The sequence below is a fragment of the Pseudomonas sp. FP1740 genome, from assembly GCF_030687165.1.
Taxonomy (GTDB): domain Bacteria; phylum Pseudomonadota; class Gammaproteobacteria; order Pseudomonadales; family Pseudomonadaceae; genus Aquipseudomonas.
Genome location: NZ_CP117461.1, coordinates 1675587 through 1695164, shown reverse-complemented (window position 1 = coordinate 1695164; position 19578 = coordinate 1675587). Strand labels below are relative to the sequence as shown.

The 19578-nt window shown below is 54.2% G+C and carries 9 protein-coding genes and 1 pseudogene; all 10 read right to left on the bottom strand.

Translation table 11 applies throughout. The annotated features are described in order from the left end of the window. Positions 1-132: 132 nt before the first annotated feature. The 10 genes and pseudogenes from PSH69_RS07440 to PSH69_RS07400 all read right to left on the bottom strand — a co-directional run bounded on the left by PSH69_RS07440 (position 133) and on the right by PSH69_RS07400 (position 19575). Entirely contained in the window at positions 133-651 is a 519-nt protein-coding gene (locus PSH69_RS07440) for a hypothetical protein (RefSeq protein ID WP_305411555.1), read from the bottom strand. Between the two features lie 124 nt (positions 652-775). Next, positions 776-1234, bottom strand: a complete 459-nt coding sequence (locus tag PSH69_RS07435; protein WP_138866150.1) for a hypothetical protein — start codon at positions 1232-1234, stop codon at positions 776-778. Positions 1235-1371: 137 nt separating this feature from the next. Then, the gene (locus PSH69_RS07430; RefSeq protein WP_305411554.1) at positions 1372-1635 is read right to left on the bottom strand and encodes a MafI family immunity protein; all 264 of its coding nucleotides are present in this window, start codon (positions 1633-1635) and stop codon (positions 1372-1374) included. Between the two features lie 6 nt (positions 1636-1641). Then, positions 1642-1914: pseudogene (locus tag PSH69_RS30230) on the bottom strand (EndoU domain-containing protein); the annotation flags it as partial. Positions 1915-2115: 201 nt separating this feature from the next. Next, positions 2116-2517, bottom strand: coding sequence for a transposase (locus PSH69_RS07425; RefSeq protein ID WP_305412800.1), 402 nt, complete (start codon positions 2515-2517; stop codon positions 2116-2118). Positions 2518-3323: 806 nt separating this feature from the next. Next, positions 3324-4124 carry an Imm49 family immunity protein gene (locus tag PSH69_RS07420; RefSeq protein ID WP_305411553.1) on the bottom strand — a complete coding sequence of 267 codons (801 nt, stop codon included), beginning with the start codon at positions 4122-4124 and terminating at the stop codon, positions 3324-3326. An 86-nt stretch (positions 4125-4210) separates the two neighbouring features. Further along, complete coding sequence (locus tag PSH69_RS07415; protein ID WP_305411552.1) at positions 4211-4609, bottom strand: hypothetical protein; 399 nt, start codon at positions 4607-4609, stop codon at positions 4211-4213. Positions 4610-4914: 305 nt separating this feature from the next. Then, entirely contained in the window at positions 4915-5499 is a 585-nt protein-coding gene (locus PSH69_RS07410; RefSeq protein WP_305411551.1) for a hypothetical protein, read from the bottom strand. A gap of 412 nt (positions 5500-5911) precedes the next feature. After that, complete coding sequence (locus tag PSH69_RS07405) at positions 5912-6385, bottom strand: hypothetical protein (RefSeq protein WP_305411550.1); 474 nt, start codon at positions 6383-6385, stop codon at positions 5912-5914. 2 nt (positions 6386-6387) lie between these two features. Further along, on the bottom strand, positions 6388-19575 hold the full coding sequence (locus PSH69_RS07400; protein ID WP_305411549.1) for a hemagglutinin repeat-containing protein: 13188 nt from the start codon (positions 19573-19575) through the stop codon (positions 6388-6390). Positions 19576-19578 lie beyond the last annotated feature (3 nt).

Here is a 19578-nt window from a genome sequence, read left to right as displayed (position 1 = left end):
AGGGACGGATTTATTTTCTAGCCACCACACGAGCCAAATAAAAAATCCGTCCCATTATCCATACTCCCATTATCCATAGGCATTGGAGTAGATTTGTGGGGAGCCCTCAGAGCCTGCCCCCGTTTCCCGCGTCTATCTAAGCGCCCAGTTATGCACTGAAATACGCTCAATAGTTTGATCTGGAGCATGTGCCAAAGAGGCTCGATAATCTGTAATAAAACTAATACCACTAATATGCCCACCATCCTTCACAATCAAAAACTCATCATCAACATCATTAAAATCAAGCTTGAAGCTTTTTTCTAGCAACAACAAACTGTCGCCCACTCTGACATCCTGAAATGCTCCTAAGTACCCCCTACCCACGACTACCCGACACAAGGTCTCACTACGTTCAAATGCAAGAATAACCAAACCATTCATATATGTAAAAGTAACAACATCACCACTATCAAAACCTAATTTTTCTCTTACACCAATCCAGCCTTTGTTTTTCAGAAGCACATCGTGTATACCAGCATCCGCCTCATACCAAATAACCGGACCAATTAACTTCATCACAGATAGAAGAGAATCACCCAACTGAAAGCCTGCGGCGCTTATCTCTGAAACCAATTCAGCTTCTATATTCGGAACAAAAATCGCGCTCATTTAACGTCTCCTCTCCAAGCCAGCCACTTGCTTGAGAAAAAGGGGACGCCCATTAGGTATCCCTTTAGGTATCCCTTTAGGTATCCCTTTAGGTATCCCTTTAGGTACTTGCACACATTACCACTTAGAAAATATTATTGTAGTCATACATATATTCCTCATATTCATCAAGCCCCCAAATATGACCATCCAAGCGATCAACCATAAGCATCCCACCTGCTTTTTTCTCCCCATGACCGACAGAGCTCAAACTAAAAGACCAAAAAAGAGGTGGACATTGCGATTGATCTCTCACTCCTACTACTACACCTTGCTCTGCAGAATATTTTTTTGCTATTTCAAATGCTATCTCAAATGAAATCTCACCTTCTCGATATTCGACGGGAACACTGAAACATAATATCTGCTTTTGCCGCAGAGCAGACACTACCGCCACAAGCTTTACCCTATTAACACTTACAAATAAATAACCACTAAATACCTTGCCATCTTCGCAAGCAAAATCATTATCAAACAAACGTAGCATTTTAAGTCGCGACGCATCCACCGGACCACATAAATATAAATCACATTTCTTCTGCATAATATTTATTCACCTATGGATGGACAATTACGCCACCGTTAAGAATCCCTTCTAATGCGCTTGCGGGGCCAGACAAATAAGTCCGTCCCCTTTTCTCACATAAATCCGTCCCCTTAGGCATTTTAGGCATTAAAACCTTAATCTTCCGTCCTCGTCAGTGCCTGTAAATATTTAAAAGGAGAATTTCCGACATCAAACCCCATATCTAATGCTAACTGCTGAATTTCTTTAAACTCATCAATAGTCAAAGCCACATCATATTCACAAATATGTTCACAAAGAATCTCTAAGGCCAAGCTCTCTTCATTATATTTAACATAGTCCAATGCACCCTCAAGAAACACCGCCCCCAAACGCCCTTCAAACTTAGCACCTAACTTTAATATTCGTTGCGAGTACATAGCAGCCTACTTAATCGATTTATAGGGTGGTATAGGTGCGTCGTCAGGAAATGCAGTTACGACATTGCTTATCGCGGGTTGATAGACAACACGCATACGAACCCCATCGCGCACCTCGTAAGCAACCCACTTCGCTGGATCGCCATTTTTTGTGTACAAACCGCCCGTTCCCGTCTGGGCATACCACTTCGTATCTGGCGAAGTCACAATATCACCCACTTCATGAATTACCTTATCTGCGGACCAGCTTTCCGGAAAAACTGTTTTCCCGGGTTGCCCCGAGAGAAAACGGGGACAGACCACGTTTTCCATCTAAAAAATCGAATGCTTTTTCGGTCTGCCCGGGCATCCCCGCCGAGCTCGTCGCCCAATCATAGCTTCAATTTCGGCTGCAAATCGCGAATCACCAAGTACATAGTTGCCATTGGTGGCAGCCCGAATCTGGTCAACCAATCCTATCTCCAACTCGCTTGATAGACTTCAGCAGTCGATACATCTGTGTCCCCCAAGCGATAGGTACTGAGCATGCGGGGTAATGAGATCCGAAAACTCTGATTGTGCGTTAGCACGATAACTCGACCAACGATATTCCGCAGGATGCGTCACCATTTTGGCTCTGACAGGATTCATCTCAATGTAGCGATAACAGGCCAATACATAACTATCACTTTGAACAAGGCACGAACGGAAGCGTCCTTCCCATAAAGTCCCACTACGCCCATATGTACGATTTATGTATTGCACATATCGTTGCCCTATTCCTTTCATAAGCGAACTGGTGCTGCTGTGCCCATGAGAGCTAATCAACAAATGGACATGATTAGTCATAAGACACCACGCGTGAATTTCACACGAATCTTTGTTGGCCTGCTCAGCAAGCAGCTCTAAATAAAAAAGGTAATCATCCTCTGAAAAAAAAGCAAACTGATCTATTATTTCCTCGTTGAATCAGATGCAAGGGGACACCTGGCATCAAGAGACGTGCTCTGCGTGGCATATGGTGAATCCGTTCACAATTAATGATGCCAATAACTTAGTCAATCCTACGAAAAACAATCTCCCTATCTATTTCACACTTTTTCAGATCGCTAAAGTGCGACACAGAAAAATGTAGTCTACCCCCATTTTTTGCCATTCTCAGGATAAACGTGGTCCGTCCCCGTATTTCATAAAACTAAACAAATATATCCGTACCTTCTTCTGCTTTTCCGCTCAAAGCTCCATTGCTCTGCGTATCTTTACCCGTAGTGGCGGCACTGGTGATCACACTGCAACGCGCAACATTTTTATTTCTTGAGACTTACCACTCATACAGATTACACCTGCCACCAAAGCCCCCTACTCATTGCAGCCTATATCTTCATAGAATATCCAATAGTCTCAGAGTCAAGTTTCAGACATTGAACCAGGGCTTTTAACCAGGATGTCGAATATTGCACATATGGGCCTAAAGATGAATTATCTAACTGCAACCCACCGTCATCATCAAGAATCTTCAATCCAAGAAGCAAAGTCACTTCCCCATCGACCTCAGAGAATCCCAACTGATCGTTATTGAAGTCTCCACCATATCGACCTGGAATCAATACAGCGCCATATCTTTACACTAAGGACTCAAATAGCCGACTTCAAAGTATCGCTTGCTCCGACTAATTATTCATAATAACGCTCCCGAGCCAATTAGAAGCTCACTTCAGAAAACTGTAAATGGGATTGTAATTAGCCAGGGGTTTAACCGGAAGCCACTCAACAGGTATGTAAGGTGTGTCAACCCGGACTTCATAACCATGACGCCAGGCAATTTTGGCATAAATCACGCCAAAAGTAGAAATCAGACCTTCGGAAAAGCCACTTTCAATACTGAGTCTTTTCTTTATTGAAGCCGGCGAGGTTAACTCTATCAAAGCAGCCTCCATTCCTGCTACATCACCGTTCGCAAGCGCCATAAAGAAATCATTATCCAGCAAAAACATTTTTTTCGGCCCTTTTGGTGGATTGGCACTCATCCGCAAGCAACGCTCGACTAATTGAGAAAAGTCCCCTTTAACTGCCAAGATTATCTGGTAGGCTAAAAAATCTGCGGTTGTCGTCGACTGAACTCTTTTTTCGTCAATAATTTCACTACAGTGACAAAACCAGTCAATAAGTGAAGCATTATCCGAGACAAGCGCCCTCATAAAGTCCATTGCTTTTGGAAGCAAATTCATTTTATCGCTTTGAAGCATAAACTGGTATTTATGCAGACATCCAGAGACGTAAAACCAGTTTTTCATAACCTCAAGATCGGCGCCTTCAAACCACGCATATATGCCTTTCGCGAAAGCATACGACGAAAGCCTTCCTGCACATGCAACAGGATTACCTTGATTGCTTTCAATATTGACTATATAGCCATCCACATCAAACCCACCATCTAGATGGGATTTGGTGTGCTCCAGCCTGTCTTTAGCCCTCGCCTTCCCCGGACCATAACTCTCAAATGAATTCACCCCAACAACCTCACTTCAACTTCGCCATTATTAATTGACCAACAGGAAAAGAAGGAAAAGGGGCTGCCCCCGTTTTCTGCCCCCTATCATGATGAAAAAAAACAGCCATTCTCATCGACCCAAATCACAGCTGGAATTTCATAAAAATAAATTGTGAGAGCCTCATCATCCTCACTCACTACACCTTCAGGCCATTTGCTTTCCAAATATGAAACGATCTGCCTCGGACTTAACTTCCAATGAGATTCACTATCATTAATGGAGAATTTAGGATGCAGGTTATCTGGAGATATATAGCAATCCGCATCTGGCGCGATGAACTTTATTTTCCCCGTCGTTAGTAGATGCTCAACCACAGTAAAAAAAGCATCTTTCTGCTGAGAAAATGTTAAATCGGGATTCCGCGCTCCAATAGAACTAAATAGAGCAGAAATCCACAAACCAAATGAATCCCTCACTATCTCTTCAAGAAATTTAATAGCCATTATTACCTTCCTATTAGAAATTCTATTTCTGGATTATATGTCGTACCTGTTGCGCCTTTAGGAACATCTATAGTCCAGGCTGGACCAGTCTGTCCCGAGGAGGACGAAAAATTTCTAAGAATAAAGTTCCCATGCGACGTATCAACAGGAAAAGGGGACCGGAAAAGGGGACGGATTTATTTTCTAGCCACCGCACGAGTCAAACAAATAAATCCGGCCCCCTTTCTGAAAAATCTGGGATTCCTCAGAATCCGTCCCCTTTAGGTTATTAATGGGTTCCTCCTTTACGCTTCTTCTTTCCTTCGTTACAAAAACCGAAGTTTCCAATAGTCATTACCTGCCTTTACCCAGTATCGTTCGTTATCAGGAATCAGAAAGCTAAAATCCGCACACTCTGAGATCCAATCTGAATAGGCAAGGTCTTCATGAGCGCGCCCATAATCCAGATGCATATATATTTTTCTATCAAAATTTATATAAAACTTCGGAAAACGTGAAGAAATGACATTTGCATGCTTAAAGTCAGCCATACTTAACACCTCACCCGTTAAATAGTACGCCTCAACCTTCTTAAATATATCGCCATCAACCCCAATAAAGTTCTCAAGCTCAAACGAAGACAGGATTTTTTCATTTGAACTCTGTAAATACTGCGGAAAATTATCCGCAGTCATTCTCAGAATACCCCCTCTAAATTCTTTACAAGCAAGATCATACTGCTCTTGGGTAATATCTCCACCCTCGAGGTAGGCACGATAATCTTTCTCCGCATCAAGACAAAAATTGTATTTTTCATCAACAACCCAAAAGCATCTCCCCAAATGAACAAAAAAGCAGACACTTTTTTCGCCATTCCAGAGATCATCAAAAACCGATTGATTCAATTTCATTTCCCGAACTCCTTGAGAAATTCATCTTGGGTATAAACGCGCGCGTTACTCGAGTTTTTTCGAGCAGCGATTCCCAAACCTTAGGTAACTCCAACGAGTAACCTGGCTGACCCGGATCTACTCTTTTGGGTGCGTCAGGATCTCTTGCAGGATAAACGTGGTCTGTCCCCGTTTTTCCAGTAGTCGCGTCCCAATACCCCTGTGCCGAACCGGAGCAAAAAAAGGGGACGGGTTTACTTTCTAGCCACCGCACAAGCCAAACAAATAAATCCGTCCCCTTTTCTTACACCTTTTCTTACAAGCTGCCGCCCCGCGCATGCATCTTCAACCCCTAACCTATTGATTTCTAGCAAGAAAAACCGGGAATTCCTCAGGATCTATCCCCGTCCCCCCTCGTTTACCTTGATTCCACTTATCTTTTACCCTTTGATACAGCGATCCAAGCAAGGTCATCATTTAAATTCACGCCAAACCTTACCCCACAAGAGTCGTATACACGACTAACGACCCTATCGAGCGAAAACTGAAGTACAAGGCATACCTCATTTTCTGCCACACTTAAAAAGCCTACCTCATCCCTGTATCTATCACTTGGCCAACCGTCAATATTAAACATGGGCAAACCCGCTACGGACACACATTTTAGATAGTCTTCATCACTGACCAGAAAGTCCGACTCACCATAAGCAATAAGTCCAACCTTAGCTATAGCACCACTACTCCGATTAAGTCCTATTTCAACTAGCGAATCCACAAAGTTACCTACCCGCCAATAAAACGGAGCCGCAGGCACTTGCTCCTTACAAAACTCCACATTCAACAACACATACTGACCAAACTCAACTATCACTGAAGAAGGCTCTTTAACACCAACAACTCTTAACATTTTTACCTCGACTTAAAAACAGCATGATACAGAGCGGGAAACTGGTCGGCAGTTTTGGCGGGAGCAAACATTAACTCCCACCCATCAACATTAATCACCTCACGGTACTTCAACCCTGCATTGGCCGCCGTTTCTACAGCAGCTTTAAGACTACTAAGCTGCACCTGACTCGCTAATCGTACAGCCTCAGGGGTGTAATTCTCCGCTTTGTAGGCCGCGTATTCAGCAATGTGTTTTGTAGCGTTCCCATCAACCCATATTTTTTCACCACTCCCGAGACTCAACTCAAAGGATTGAGGAATAACCGAACCAGGATGCACCGGCCCCACAGGCTTGATCGAGTCCCAAACTGTACCAGTTTGGCCGACGCCCAAGGGGGTGTCGGGTGCTTTCGGAGGCGTGTCATCGATCTTAGGAGGCGTTACATCAGTTTTAGGCGGCGTAACCGGCTTCGTCGAATCAAGCACCGGCACATCCGTATCCGGCATCAGATCTTGCATTCTGTTGATCTGAGTTTTGACGACGTTTATATCAACCGACGCCCCGATTTTTTTGACAGTGTTGACCGATACGTCGATCCCCATTCTCGAAAGGGTCAGCGCACTGTTGGCAGAACTGCTCCCGCCTCCAGCCAGAAGCTGTACAACAAGCGCTAATGCCTGCCCCATTTGGTTGCCGAGATTTTCTGCGTTGGCATCGCCGCCTTCGACGACCGCCTTTCCAATCTGATCAATTTGGGACTTGAACGCAGCAGCGATTGCCTTACCCAAGATCGCCTTGGCCTCATCGGAGGATGCAAATTCCTTAACGGCCTCCCAACTCTCAACTGGGTCCGTCATGAACATAACGGCGCTATCCAAGGTTCCTAAACCTGCGCCGGCCATCCCGTCCGTGAAGCCTTTGAGGACACCCGAACCGGTCAATACATCCTGCCGTAGAGAAGTGATCTGCCACTTCATGGCGATCGCCAGTTTCTTGAGCGGATTAGGTTCGGCATCGATCTCTTTCTTTGCCTGCACGTACTGCTGTGTCGCCAACCAGTTGTTATCGACGTTCGCCGTAGCCGCGTTATTCGCGGTCGCCGCACCATTCGGATTGCTCATGGCCGCAATACCGGTCACCAGGCTGGTGATGATGTTGCGTTTGGCTTCTCGCTCTACTGCGGTTTCGTTCGGATCGGAATCCGCGAACAGTCCCGCCAGTACGCTGGCAGCAGAACCACCCAAGGCACCAGCCGAGCAGCTCTGATTGCTGGCGGCCGCGCCGGCACAACCGAGAATGGCATGCAAGGCTGCGTGCTCAGGGCTGCCTTCCTTCAACCCCTTTTTCACCAGTTCGCCGATATACGCCGAGCCTTGCTGCTGGACGTAGTTGACCACCATGTTTTGTGCAAACTGGGCACCGCTGCCGGCCACATTTCCGCTGATACCGGCGACCAAGGCTGTTGCGATTTGCCGGTAAGTGCCACCCGCTCCCCAGTTATCGCCGATCTCCTTGATCTGCTGATTGAGCACCAGGTAGTTCTCGTGGTGCTTTATCCGATCGTCGTCAGACAAGGTCTTATCATTCGATGCCGCTTTTTCCTTCTCGGCCAAGCCCTTCTTCTGATCAATTTCCCTCGCACGACTCTCAATGTACTGAGAAACGTTCTGCACAAACTTGCCGACGATCTCGAAATCCACGCCGATTTCTTGCGTATCGAAGATCGGCTTGAGTTTGTTACTGCCGTCACGATCGCTGGAAACATCGGTATTGATTGCGGCAATTGCCTGCTCTGCCGTCTGACCGGTCAACTCCTGTTGCTTGACGGTATTGGTGATGGTGACCGCCGCGCCGCTGATCCCGCTGTGGGTGGTGCTGCTGGAACTGTCACCGGCAAACAAGGCAATCGGTGTTGTAACGCTCACGCCATCCTTGCTGGCAACGACAGGCCCGCCCCTATTGGCCGTAGCGCTGGCGTTGCCGTTTGCATCACGACCGATATCGCCGCCGTACCCACCACTGAGGTTGATACTGCTGGCGTCATACTCAGCCTTGTTCTTGATGTCAGAGCTGGTCAGCGTGCCGGTACTCAGGGTGTTTTTGCCGTCGGCGACCGCTTTGTCGCTGCTGGCGATGACTGCCCCAACAAGATCGGTATTGCCGGTGACTTCAACCTGGAAGCCGCCATCGCCGGCCTTGATGCCTGATTGTTCGCTAACGCTGGCGTACTCGCTTTGCATGTGTTGCTGGGCGATGCCGCCGCTGACGCTGCTGGTGCCGTAACAGAATGGAGGAATGCAAAGGCTCACACCTACGTTGGCACTCGACTGCTGCGATTTGTAAGTGCTGGTGTCCTGCAAACTCTCGATGTTGAGGTCGCCGCCGACTTTGACCTTGACCGTTTCACCGCTGGCGACTGCGCCCTTAATGTTGGTATCGCCACCGCTTTGCAGATTCAGCGTATGGCCGGACTTGATCGACGTGTTGGTTTGGGTGACATCATCGCCATCGGCGCTGCCGCGTCCCTTGTTGGCGGCCAGTTCAAAGGTGATGCCGTTGCTTTCACCAAAGCCGAAACCAATTCCGGCGCTCCAGCCACTGTTGCTGTTGCTACTTTCCTGATGTGCGGTGTTTTGTGCAGACAGCAAATTGATCGCGCCGTCGGCTTTAAGGGAGACGTCCCCGCCACCTTCGATCCGGCTTCCAACCACATTGATGTCGCTGTCAGCACCGGCCCCGGTGGAGACGATGTTGATGTTGCCGCCAGCTACCACGCCGCTGCCCACGACGTTACGACCACTCTGAGTGCTGGTCATGTTGCTCTGGCTGTTGCTCAGATTGACGCTGACCTTAACCCCGGCTTTAGGGTCCTGCATTATGGCCTTGCCCGCGTCCATGGCCTGATCGGCACTCATGGCCGCGTTCACGGCAGCCAACGCGACCATACGATCATCACTGGTTTTCTGCGCTGCTTCGCCCATCTGCTGAATGCCTCGCAAAGCATCAAGCAGCGGAATGCTCACCGTCCCACCGACGGCCGTACGGCTGGTACTGGCCGTTTTGGTGGATTCCATGGTGTCGAAACCGGCCTCGATATCGACATGCTTGGCAGTAATGCCGATATCACCCTGAGGCGTGACCAACTGACTGGCGGTTTGGGTGTAATGGTCACCGGCTGTGAGGCTGATGTTGCCGCCCAGCGATGCGATCTGGCTGCCCGACTGGCGGGTAGAGGTGTATTGATCGGCTTCTTTCTGTTTGACGATCCCTGTCGCACCCTGCCACCAGGAGCCTATTTCACCGGCTTTTTTACTGCCGGATTTGGAGCTCGACGTCTCGGTACTTTCTGCGCTGGTGATCTCCAGATTGCGACCGGCATCGATGCCGATGTTCTTGTCGGCTACCAGCGTACTGCCCTCAACAACAGTGTCGCGGCCACTCTTGATTTGAATGCTGCCGCCACTGATATCACTGCCGATGCTTTGGGTTGAGGTCGTTTGCCCTTGTTGCGATTTTTGCGTGGAAGACAGCAAGCCCGTGAACGTTGCACTGGTCTTGCTGGAGCTTTTCGACTGAGAGGATGTTTGAGTTTCCTCGCCGGCACCAATCAATACGTCGTTGCCAGCGGTGAGTTTCACCGCTTCTTCAGCACGCAGTGCAGCAGCTGTCAGCGAGATGTCATTATCGGCTTTCAGTTCGATGTTTTTTGCGACCAGCTCAGTACTGTTCAAGCGGGTCTGCGTGACTTCCGAACTGCTGGACTTGCTGGAGGACCATCCCTTCTTGGACGAAGCATTAGCCTGGCTTGCGTAGTCTTCGGCGGCATCGAGATTGATGTCACCACCCGCTGTGACGAGCAACGTTCCATCGCTGTTCAGCTTGGCGCCGGTGGCATTGAAATCCTCCCCGGCGGAGATCGCCAGTTTTTTCCCGGACGAAACACTCGAGCTGACGGATACGTCCGCTTCGCTCTCGGTCATCGTCGACTTTTTCTTGCCGAACGAGCCCTTCTTGGTTTTCGAGTAGTAGGAGTAGTCGACGTTATCCGCTGTTTCCAGATTCACATCACCGCCGGCGTATAGGTAAGCTTCATCCTTCGCACTCACCCGGCTGGCAATCAGGTCCAGATCCTTGCCCGCATTAAGGGCAACACTGCCCCCCGCATTAACAGTGGTAGACACCTGACTGACATGATCTTCCTGACTGGTAACCTTCTTGCTCTTGCCATACGAGTGCTGCTCATCCGCCGCCGAGGCCAGGGTCAAGTCGCCGACAGCGCTCATGCTCACATCGCGTTTGGCGTCGATCTGACTGGCAATAACGGAGAGGTCTCGACCGGCGTTGACCTTCAGGCTCTGCCCCACATCTACGTCTGAGCCATATTGGGTAATGGTCTGATCCCTATGCAGCCCCCGCTCGCCACTGACGATCTGTTCGGCTGATGTGAGGTTGACGTCACGACCGGCAGTGATCGTGGTATCCGCTCCGCTTTTCAGCACGCCGCCAACGTTGTTGATATCGCGTCCGGCATTGAGAGTGAGCGAGTTTCCGGCTTCGATGCGAGCGGCGTTGTCGACGAAGTCCGTGCGCTCGTTGCGATATCCGCTGCCGCTTTCGTGGGTGGTGACGGTGCGTTCGTTGATCACGTCGCCCCGGGTGGCGGTCAGCGTGACGTCACGGCCGGCGATGATGCCGCCGGCCTTGTTTACTATGTTGTTGCCGGCTTTCAGGTCGAGGCGATTGCCGGCTTCCACCAGGCCGCTGTTGACCAGATCGTTGGTGGCGGTGGCCGACAGGTTGTTGGAGGCGCGCAAGGTGCCGGCGTTGTTCAGGTCTTTGCCGGCGATCAGGGTCACGTCGCTGCCCTGGATCAGGGCACCGTTGGCGGCCAGGCGATTGTTGGCGTTGGCCAGGTACAACACCGGCACCAACACTTGCTCGCCGTTCACCTCGGCATTTTCCATCCACACAATGTCGTGGGTCAGGGCCGCGACTTGTTCGGAGGTCAGGCTGACGCCCAGCGACAGGTTGAGTTCTGTTTTGCTGGCGACGGCGTTGTTCATCAAGTATTTGAACAAGCCTTCGTCGCTGGTCTGGCCATCGATAAAGCGCTGACCGGTACGCGCCACTACCGCTTGTTGGATCAGGCGTTGTTCATAAAGGCCATCGCCCAGGCGCTTGGCACTTTGGTCGGGGTCGTAGCCGAGGTTCGACAACAGGTAGTCCGAGCTCATGAATTGCTTGAGGTCGGTGAGTACCGGGTTGGTTTCGATCAGGTATTTCTGGGGTTTGGACTGGCCGCTGCTGGCCGGCAACCCTTGGACGCGATTGATGGTAAAGGCCGTGGAACGACCCGGCAGCGCCGAGCCGGTTGAATTGGCAGCCGGTGCGCTGACGTTGATCGCGCTGGCGCCGGCGCCCACGTTCGACGCCACATAATCAACGGGCTTCAGGTCAACGCTGCTGGCGGAGGCCTGAGTGTTGCTGACCGGTAGAATGTTCCGTGGCTGGACGCTTTGCAGCGGTTGCTGACGCTGGGTCGTGCTGACGCTGCCGCCGCCCATGGTCCAGCTTTGCGGACCGCTGGCCACTGGCGTGCTGCTGTCTTGGCCGCTCAGGCGGAACAGGCCGTTTTGCCCGGTGGGCAGAGCGAAGCCGGGCAAGGCCAGCGGGTTGACTTGCTGTTGGGCCAGGTTGGGCGGCAATTGTTGATTGAGGGTGATGCGGGTGGAGAACTGGCTGCCCGCAGCACCGGTGCCCGTGCGCGGGCCACTGCCCACATAGGTGTAGCCAGGGCGTACGACACTGTTATCGATATTGTTCTGGGCGTTGATGTTGACCGCGCCAGCAGCCTGGATCACGGCGGCGTAACTTTGGTCGCTGGACGAGATTTTCGTGGTGCTGCCTAAGTTCGGATACTCCACTTCGGTCATGCCGATAAAGTTGGCTATTCCGGCCTCAAGACCGCCCAGGTCGTTGGGGGTGTAGCCCGCGCTTTCGAACCAGTACTTGTCGGTGAAATTACTGGCCGCGTTGTACCATCCGCCTGCGTTGCGAGTTCGTTCGGAGCGAAATACCCGGGTGGTCTCGGTTTCGCCGGTCTCGATGCCGCTGTTGGTCAGGTTGACCAGCGAGGCGCTCAGATTGCCGCCGGTGGCTATGGTGCTGCTCTGGTTCAGCAGGTCACCACCGGTCAGGGTAAGGTCCCCGCCCGCCGTGATGCTGGACGCGGCACTGGCATCAGTGACTTCAAATTTGTCGCGCTGCACGATCTCCCAAACATGGTTTTGCTTGCCGCTGCAGTCGCCCGCGTTCACCCCTTCGATACAGGTGATTTCGCCGATTCGGGCGGTGTAGATACCCTGGTTATTGGTGGTCAGCACCGCGCGGATGTTCTGAATCGTGCTCGCCGCCAGGCTCATGCTGCCGTCGCTTTGAATCGACGCCGAACTGTTGACGATGCTGGCGGCCTGGGCGCCTTGACCGTTACGGTCGATCGTCAGGTTGCCCAGGCTGTAGATGTTGGCGTAGCTGTTGTTCAGCGCATTGACCCGCAGGCCCATGTTGCCGCCACTGAAGATCAGCCCGTTACTGTTGACCAGCGAACCGGTGGTGACGGTCAGTTGTTGAGCGCTGGCCAGCGTCCCGAAGTTGTTGATCCCGCCGGCGTTAACCGTCAGGTTGGCGCCCGAAGTGAGGCGACCGGCGTTATCCAGTTGACCACTGACATTGAGCGTGGTGTTGCCACCGCCAGCGATGCTGGAGGTGACGCTATTGAGGCTCACTTGCGCGGCATTCAGGCCAAGGGCCCCTTGGCTGCTAAGACGACCAGCCCCCCAGTAAGCACCGCTCAGCCCCACGTTCATGCTGCCGTCACTGGCAATCAATCCTTCGTTGAACCAGTTGACACCGGTACCGACGAGGCTATCCGAGGCCAGCAACTGACCACTCGCCGTCTGGGTGAAACTATTGACGTTAACGGTCAGGCGCCCAGCCTGGATGACGTTGCTGTTGGTCCAGCTGTCGGCGTTGAGGGTCAGGCCGCCGCGAGTGACGATGGTGCCGCCGGCGCCGGTGACGTTGGCGGTGGAAATGTCGAAAGTACCGTTGCCCACGTGCAGCAGACTGCCGCCGCCGTTGAGGAAGCCGCCCACTGCCATTGTCAGGTCAGTGTTGGCGCTTTCCAGGGTGCCGTTGCGGTTGTCGAACAGGCCACCGATCTGGAAGCTGGTTTTGCCTTTGTCGCCGAGGGCGCGCAGTTGGCCGGTCTGGTTGTCGAGGCTGGCAGCCTTGATCGACAGGGTGCTGTCGCTCTCGATGATGCCCAGTCGGTTGTTCAGGGCACCGCTGAGGGTGAGGTCGATCTGTTGACCGGCAATCTGGCCGTCATTGTCGCCGCTGTTGTCAAAGTTGTTGCCGGTGACGCTGACCTTGCCTTTGGCGTAGAGGCCGCCGTTGCGGTTGTCGAAGTTGCCGGTGACGACAGTCGCGTCGCCGCCTTGCGCAGCGATACGCCCGCCGTAGTTATCGATGCCGGCCAGCGCGGTCAGGTTCAGGCGCTCGGCCTGGGTGACGCCGCTGCGGCGGTTGTTGTTCAGGTCATAGCCGTTTTTCAGCACACCGGTCAGGTTGGCCGTGAACGCGGCTTGCAGGCTGGCGAGCACGCCGCCGCGGTTATCCAGGTTGCCGGCCTTGATCGACAGGTCACCGGCCTTGGCGACAATGCGGCCGCTCTGGTTGTCAATATCGCCGCCGATGGTGAGGTTCAAAGCGCCCTGGCTTTGCAGGGTGCCCTTGGCGTTGACGAGACTGGCGGCCTGGATTTGCAGGTCGCCATTCTGGCTGTAGATCTGGCCGTCGGCGCTGTTCTGTATCGTGCCGCCGGTGGTGATGGTCAGTAGATCATTGGCCGCGATGGTGCCGAGATTGCGGTTGTCCAGGCCACCGGTGAGCAGCGTCATCAAGCCTTGGCTGGCGATTTGACCGCCCTGGTTATTGATTTGCGTGGCGCGTTGCACCAGCAGTGGGCCGGCGCTGGCCAGTTTGCCGTTGGTGTTGGTCAGGGCGCCGAGCAGGTCGAGGGTCACGGCACCGTTGCCGATCAGATTGCCGCCGGTGTTATCCAGTGTGGTGCCGGTGAAACTGAGGTCCTGTTTTGCGTTGACGGTACCGCCGGCATTACCCAGGGTCATCGCCTGCATCGCCAGGGTTGCGCCGCTGTCGATCAAGCCGCCATGAGCATTGTTCAGCAGGCCGCTGAGGGTCAGGGTCTGATTGCCGCCGCTGGAGAGAATGCCACCGTTGCTGTTGTCCAGGCTTGCTGCGTTGACGTTCAGGGTTTTCTGGCTGACCAGTGCACCTTCACCGCTGTTGAGGATGGCACCGCTGACGGTGACGGCCACGTCGCTGTCATGACTCGACAGCGTGCCTTTGTTGCGGTTGTCCAGGCTGTTGCTGGTGAGGCTCAGGCCTTGCCAGCCGGAGATCAGACCGCCCTGGTTGAGTACCGTGTCGGCGTTGACCGTCAGCAGGTTATTGCTGATCAATTTGCCGTTGTTGTTATCCAGTGCGCGGGCCGTCAGATCGAGGCTCTGGCTGCTGGAGATTTCGCCGTTCCGATTGTTCAGGTCACGCAGGTGCTTGAGACTCAGCAAACCCGTGGTGGTGATCAGGCCGGCACCGTTGTTCAGGTCGCCGGTAGCCGCCCCGAAGTCGATGGCAATGGCGCTGCCCAGCAAAGAACCGTTCTGGTTATTCAGACCGCTGCTGTTGATTGTCAGCTCCGTGGTGGCGTTGATCAGCCCCTGGTTCTGGTTCGTCAGCAGCCCGTCGAGGCTCAGGTCGAGGTTGGCGCGGCTGGTCAGCGTGCCGCCGCTGTTGTCCAGGCTGGCGGCTTTGACGTCGAGTGCTGCAGCGGCGATCAAGCCTTTGAGGTTGGTCAGTGCCTGATCGATGCGCAGGGTCAGGGGCTGATTGCTCAGCAGTTTGCCGTTGCTGTTGTCCAGGCTGCGAGCAGCGATGGTGAAAGCCTCGGCGCTGGAGATTTCGCCGCCGTTGTTATGAACGTCGGTGAGGTTTTTGAGCATCAACAACGGCGCGCTGATCAGACCATTCTGGTTGTTCAGCTGACCCTGGTTCAGATCCAGTGTCAGAGACGTGTTGCTGAACAGTTGCCCGCCTTGCTGATCCAGGCCGGTGACGCTGGCAGTCAGGGCACCAACGCTGGCGATACGACCGCCATCCTGGTTGGTCAGTTGGGTGGTGGTCAGGTCCAGACTGGCGCCGCTGTTCAAGCGACCGGCGTGGCTGTTATCCAGTGCGCCGGTGTTGACGATCACCGCCCCCTTGCCACTGATGCTGCCGTTATTGCGGTTGTCGAGGCTGGCACTGTTGAGTGTGATGCCAGCATCCGTGACGATCTCGCCGCCCTGGTTGAGAATGGCGCCGGTGGTGGTCAACGTCAGCGGCCCTGCCGCGGAAACACTGCCCAGGGTGTTGGTCAGGCTGGCGGCCGTGACCCCGAGTGAGCCTTCAGCGCTGAGCAGACCCTGGCTGTTGTTCAGGTCCCCCGTGAGATTGAGCGTCAGGTTTTTCTGACTTAACAGCGAGCCGCCACTGTTGTCGAGATCGCGTCCGGTCAATGTCAGGTCGGCCTTGCCCGAGAGCAGGCCTTTGGCGCGGTTGATGATGTTTTCGACTGTCAGGGACAGTGCACCTTCAGCGAATACCTGGCCGCCATCGCTGTTGTCCAGACTGTTGCCGATCAGGGTGACATCTGACTTGCTCGACAACTCGCCACCGCGGTTGTCGACCGATTCGACGTTCAGTTGCAGCGCGTTGGTTGCGCCGATAAGGCCGCCAAACCGGTTATCGAGATTGATGCCCGTCAGGGTGAGCCCACCGGTTGCGATCAACTGACCGCCCTGATTGTTCAGGGTCGCAACGTTGGCCGTGACATCGGTTTTACCGGCGATCTGGCCACGGGTGTTGTCCAGGCTATCGGCGCTGAGGTTCACGTCACCGTCAGCGATGAACGTGCCGTCCTGATTGACGATCTGACCGTCCACCGTCATCCCGAGGGTGCCATGACTGCTGATCAAGCCGCCGGTGTTGTCCAGGCGCGCGCTGTGCACCTCCAGGGTCTGTGCGGAAATCAGGCCCTTGATGCTGGCGAGCAGTTGATCGATGTGCAGCGTCAGCCCCTGATTACTGATCAGCTTGCCGTTACCGTTATCCAGGTTCCGGGCGGCCAGTGTGAAGGCCTGGGCGCTGGAGATTTCACCGTTGCGGTTGTTGACGTCCGTGAGGTTTTTCAACATCAGCAACGGTGCATTGATCAACCCGTTCTGGTTGTTCAGTTGGCCGTGATTCAAGTCCAGGCTCAGGGCGGTTTTGCTGAACAGCTGACCGCCCTGTTGATCGAAACCGGTGACACTGGCGGTCAGGGCCTTATCGCTGGCGATTCGGCTGGCAACGCCATTACTGACCTGGGTCGCGGTCAGGTCGAGCGTATCGCCGCTGATCAATTGACCGCCCTGAGTGTTGTCGAACGTACCTGTGGTGACAGCGGTCGCGTTCTTGCCACTGAGCAGGCCGTTCTGGCTGTTGTTCAGGCTTTGACTGTTGAGGGTCAGGCCGCTGTCGGTGGTGATCGACCCGCCCTGATTGTTCAACACTCCCGTCGTCGTTAGCGCCAACGCACCGGCGCTCGACACGCTGCCGCGGGTATTGTCGAGGCTGACCGCGTTAACTGTCAGGGTGCCTTCGCTGCTGATCAGGCCTTCGATGTTGCTTAGCGCGTTGTCGAGGCGGATATCCAGCCCAAGCTGAGTGACCAGGCTGCCACCGCTGTTGTCCAGGTTCTGCCCCGTTACCGTCGTGGCGCCCTTGCCGAACAACAGCCCCTTGTTCTGGTTGATGATCTGCGCCACTTTCAGGCCTAGCTCGGTGCCGGCCAGGATCTTGCCGCTGTCGCTGTTGTTCAGGCTTTGGCCTTCGATGGCCACATCAACGGCACTGGAGATTTCGCCGCCGCGGTTGTCCACCTCATCGACATTGAGTTTCAGCGCTTTTGTCGCGCCTACCAGCCCGCCACTGCGGTTATCGAGCCCCTTGCCATTGAGGGTCAACATTCCTTGAGCGACAAGCTCACCGCCCTGGTTGGTGAACTGCGCAACCTTGGCCGTCAGATCGGTTTTGCTGGAGATACGGCCGCCGCTGTTGTCGACGCTGGCCGACTCCAGTTGCACCGGCCCCGCTGCACTGAGCAAACCGTCGCGGTTATCCAGATGAGTGCCGTTGAAGTTGATGGCCGCCTGGCTGTTGAGCAGACCTTGCTGGCGGTTATCGAGTTGTCCGACGGTCAGTTGCAGGTCTTTGCCAGCGCGTACTTTGCCGGTGCGGTTATCCAGTGAATCGCTGCGCAGGGTCAGGCGATCCTTGCCGGTCAGGCTGCCATTGCGATTGTCGAGGCTGCCGGTTTGCAGGTCGACCACGCCTTTGGCACTCAGGTCGCCATTTTGGTTATCGAACAAGCCATTGATGCGTGCGGTGAAGCTGCCGTCGCTAACCAGGCTGCCGCCATGACTGTTATCCAGGCTGGCGGCGCTGATGCTCACGCTTTGGCCGGAGCCCAGCACACCGTTCTGGTTATTCAGGGCGCCGATCAAGCCAATGTTCAGGGCTACGTCGCCCGTGACCTGGCCGTCACTGTTGTCCAGTGTTGTGGCGGTGACGGTGGTGGTGCCGGCGCTGGAAACTTCACCATTGTGGTTGTTCAGGTGGCCGAGATTGGCCGTGAGGTTGCCGTTGCTGGTAATGACGCCCTGGGTGTTGAGAACCTGCGTGGCTTTCAGCTCCAGAGTGCCGCTGCCCAATACTCGGCCCTTGTTCTGGTTATCCAGCGTAGTAGCAGTGATGCTGGTTTTTTTCTGCCCGCTTAAAGTGCCGCCCTGGTTATTCAACGTCTGCGCGGTATTGACCGTCAGGTTGCGGCTAGCCACCACGCTCTTGCCGGTGTTGGTGAAATTCTGCGCATTCAGGCTCACGTCGCCGCTGGCATTGCGGCTGGTATCAGCATTGACCCCGGCTTCGATGATGCCGTTGTTGGTCAGCACACCACCGGCCGTCAGCGCGATGCTGTCCCGGGCGGCGAGGGTTTGCTGGTTGGTCAGGTTGCCTTGGGTTTGCACGTTCAGCGCCGTACCGGCATAGACCGGACCGCGCGCATCAAGGCTGGCCGCTTTGACGTTCACGGCGCCCGTGGCCGACGTTTGCGCGAGACTGAGATGACCGTTGGCGTCGAGCTGGATATCACCACCGCTGGCGGCCAGGTTGCCGTCGAGTTTCACCCCGACCCCGGCTTCGGTGCCGACCAGTTTGATCGCCCCGGCGTACATGCCGCCCAACGCAGAGGAGTCGATCGCCAGTTGCGGCTTGGCACTGCCGTCATCGGCACGGGCAGTGGCGTTGAGGCTGTCGGCGTTGACGTCGTTGCGACCGGCAACGATGGTCAGGTTTTTCGCCTGGATCTCGGCGTTGATCTTCGCGCTGCGGGTGATGATTTCAAACTGGTCGACGTTGTTGGCGTTCAGCCCGGCGCCGTCGATGGTGACGCTGCCCTGATCGACCTGGAAGCGATCGAGGCGACCGCTACCGTCGAGCACCGGCTTGCCGGTGGTCAACGTCACGCGCGGGGTATTGATGAAGCCGCAGCCGTTGCAGCTGATGCCGTAGGGGTTGGCGACGATCACCCGCGCCGACTGCCCCGCCACTTCGGTGTAGCCGCGCAACTGGCTGGGGCTGCCGCCGACCACTTCGTTGAGGATGGTTTGCGCCGCGATCCCGTTGGTCAGGTTCGGGTTGCCGACAATGATCCCGCCCAACTGGGTGGCGCCGGTCTGCGCGGCGACGTTGTTGAGGATCACCCCCTGGCTGCCGACGTTGTAATCGTGGAACTGGTTATGCGACAGGCCCGTGCCGTTGGGCGTGGCGATCTGGACGATCGGCACGCCATTGCCCGCCTGCCCGAGTCTGGTGCCGGGCGTGGCCACCACGATCCCGTCGGCCTGGGCCCACATCGGCTGCCAGAACATGACGTTGGCCAACAGGAACGCCAACCCGCGCTTGGGCATGCCCCAGAAGTGCTCGCGATTTTTGACCGCAGCCGAGGGCTGGCTAGCGAGGAAGGCGTAATGGCGAACGTCCATGTC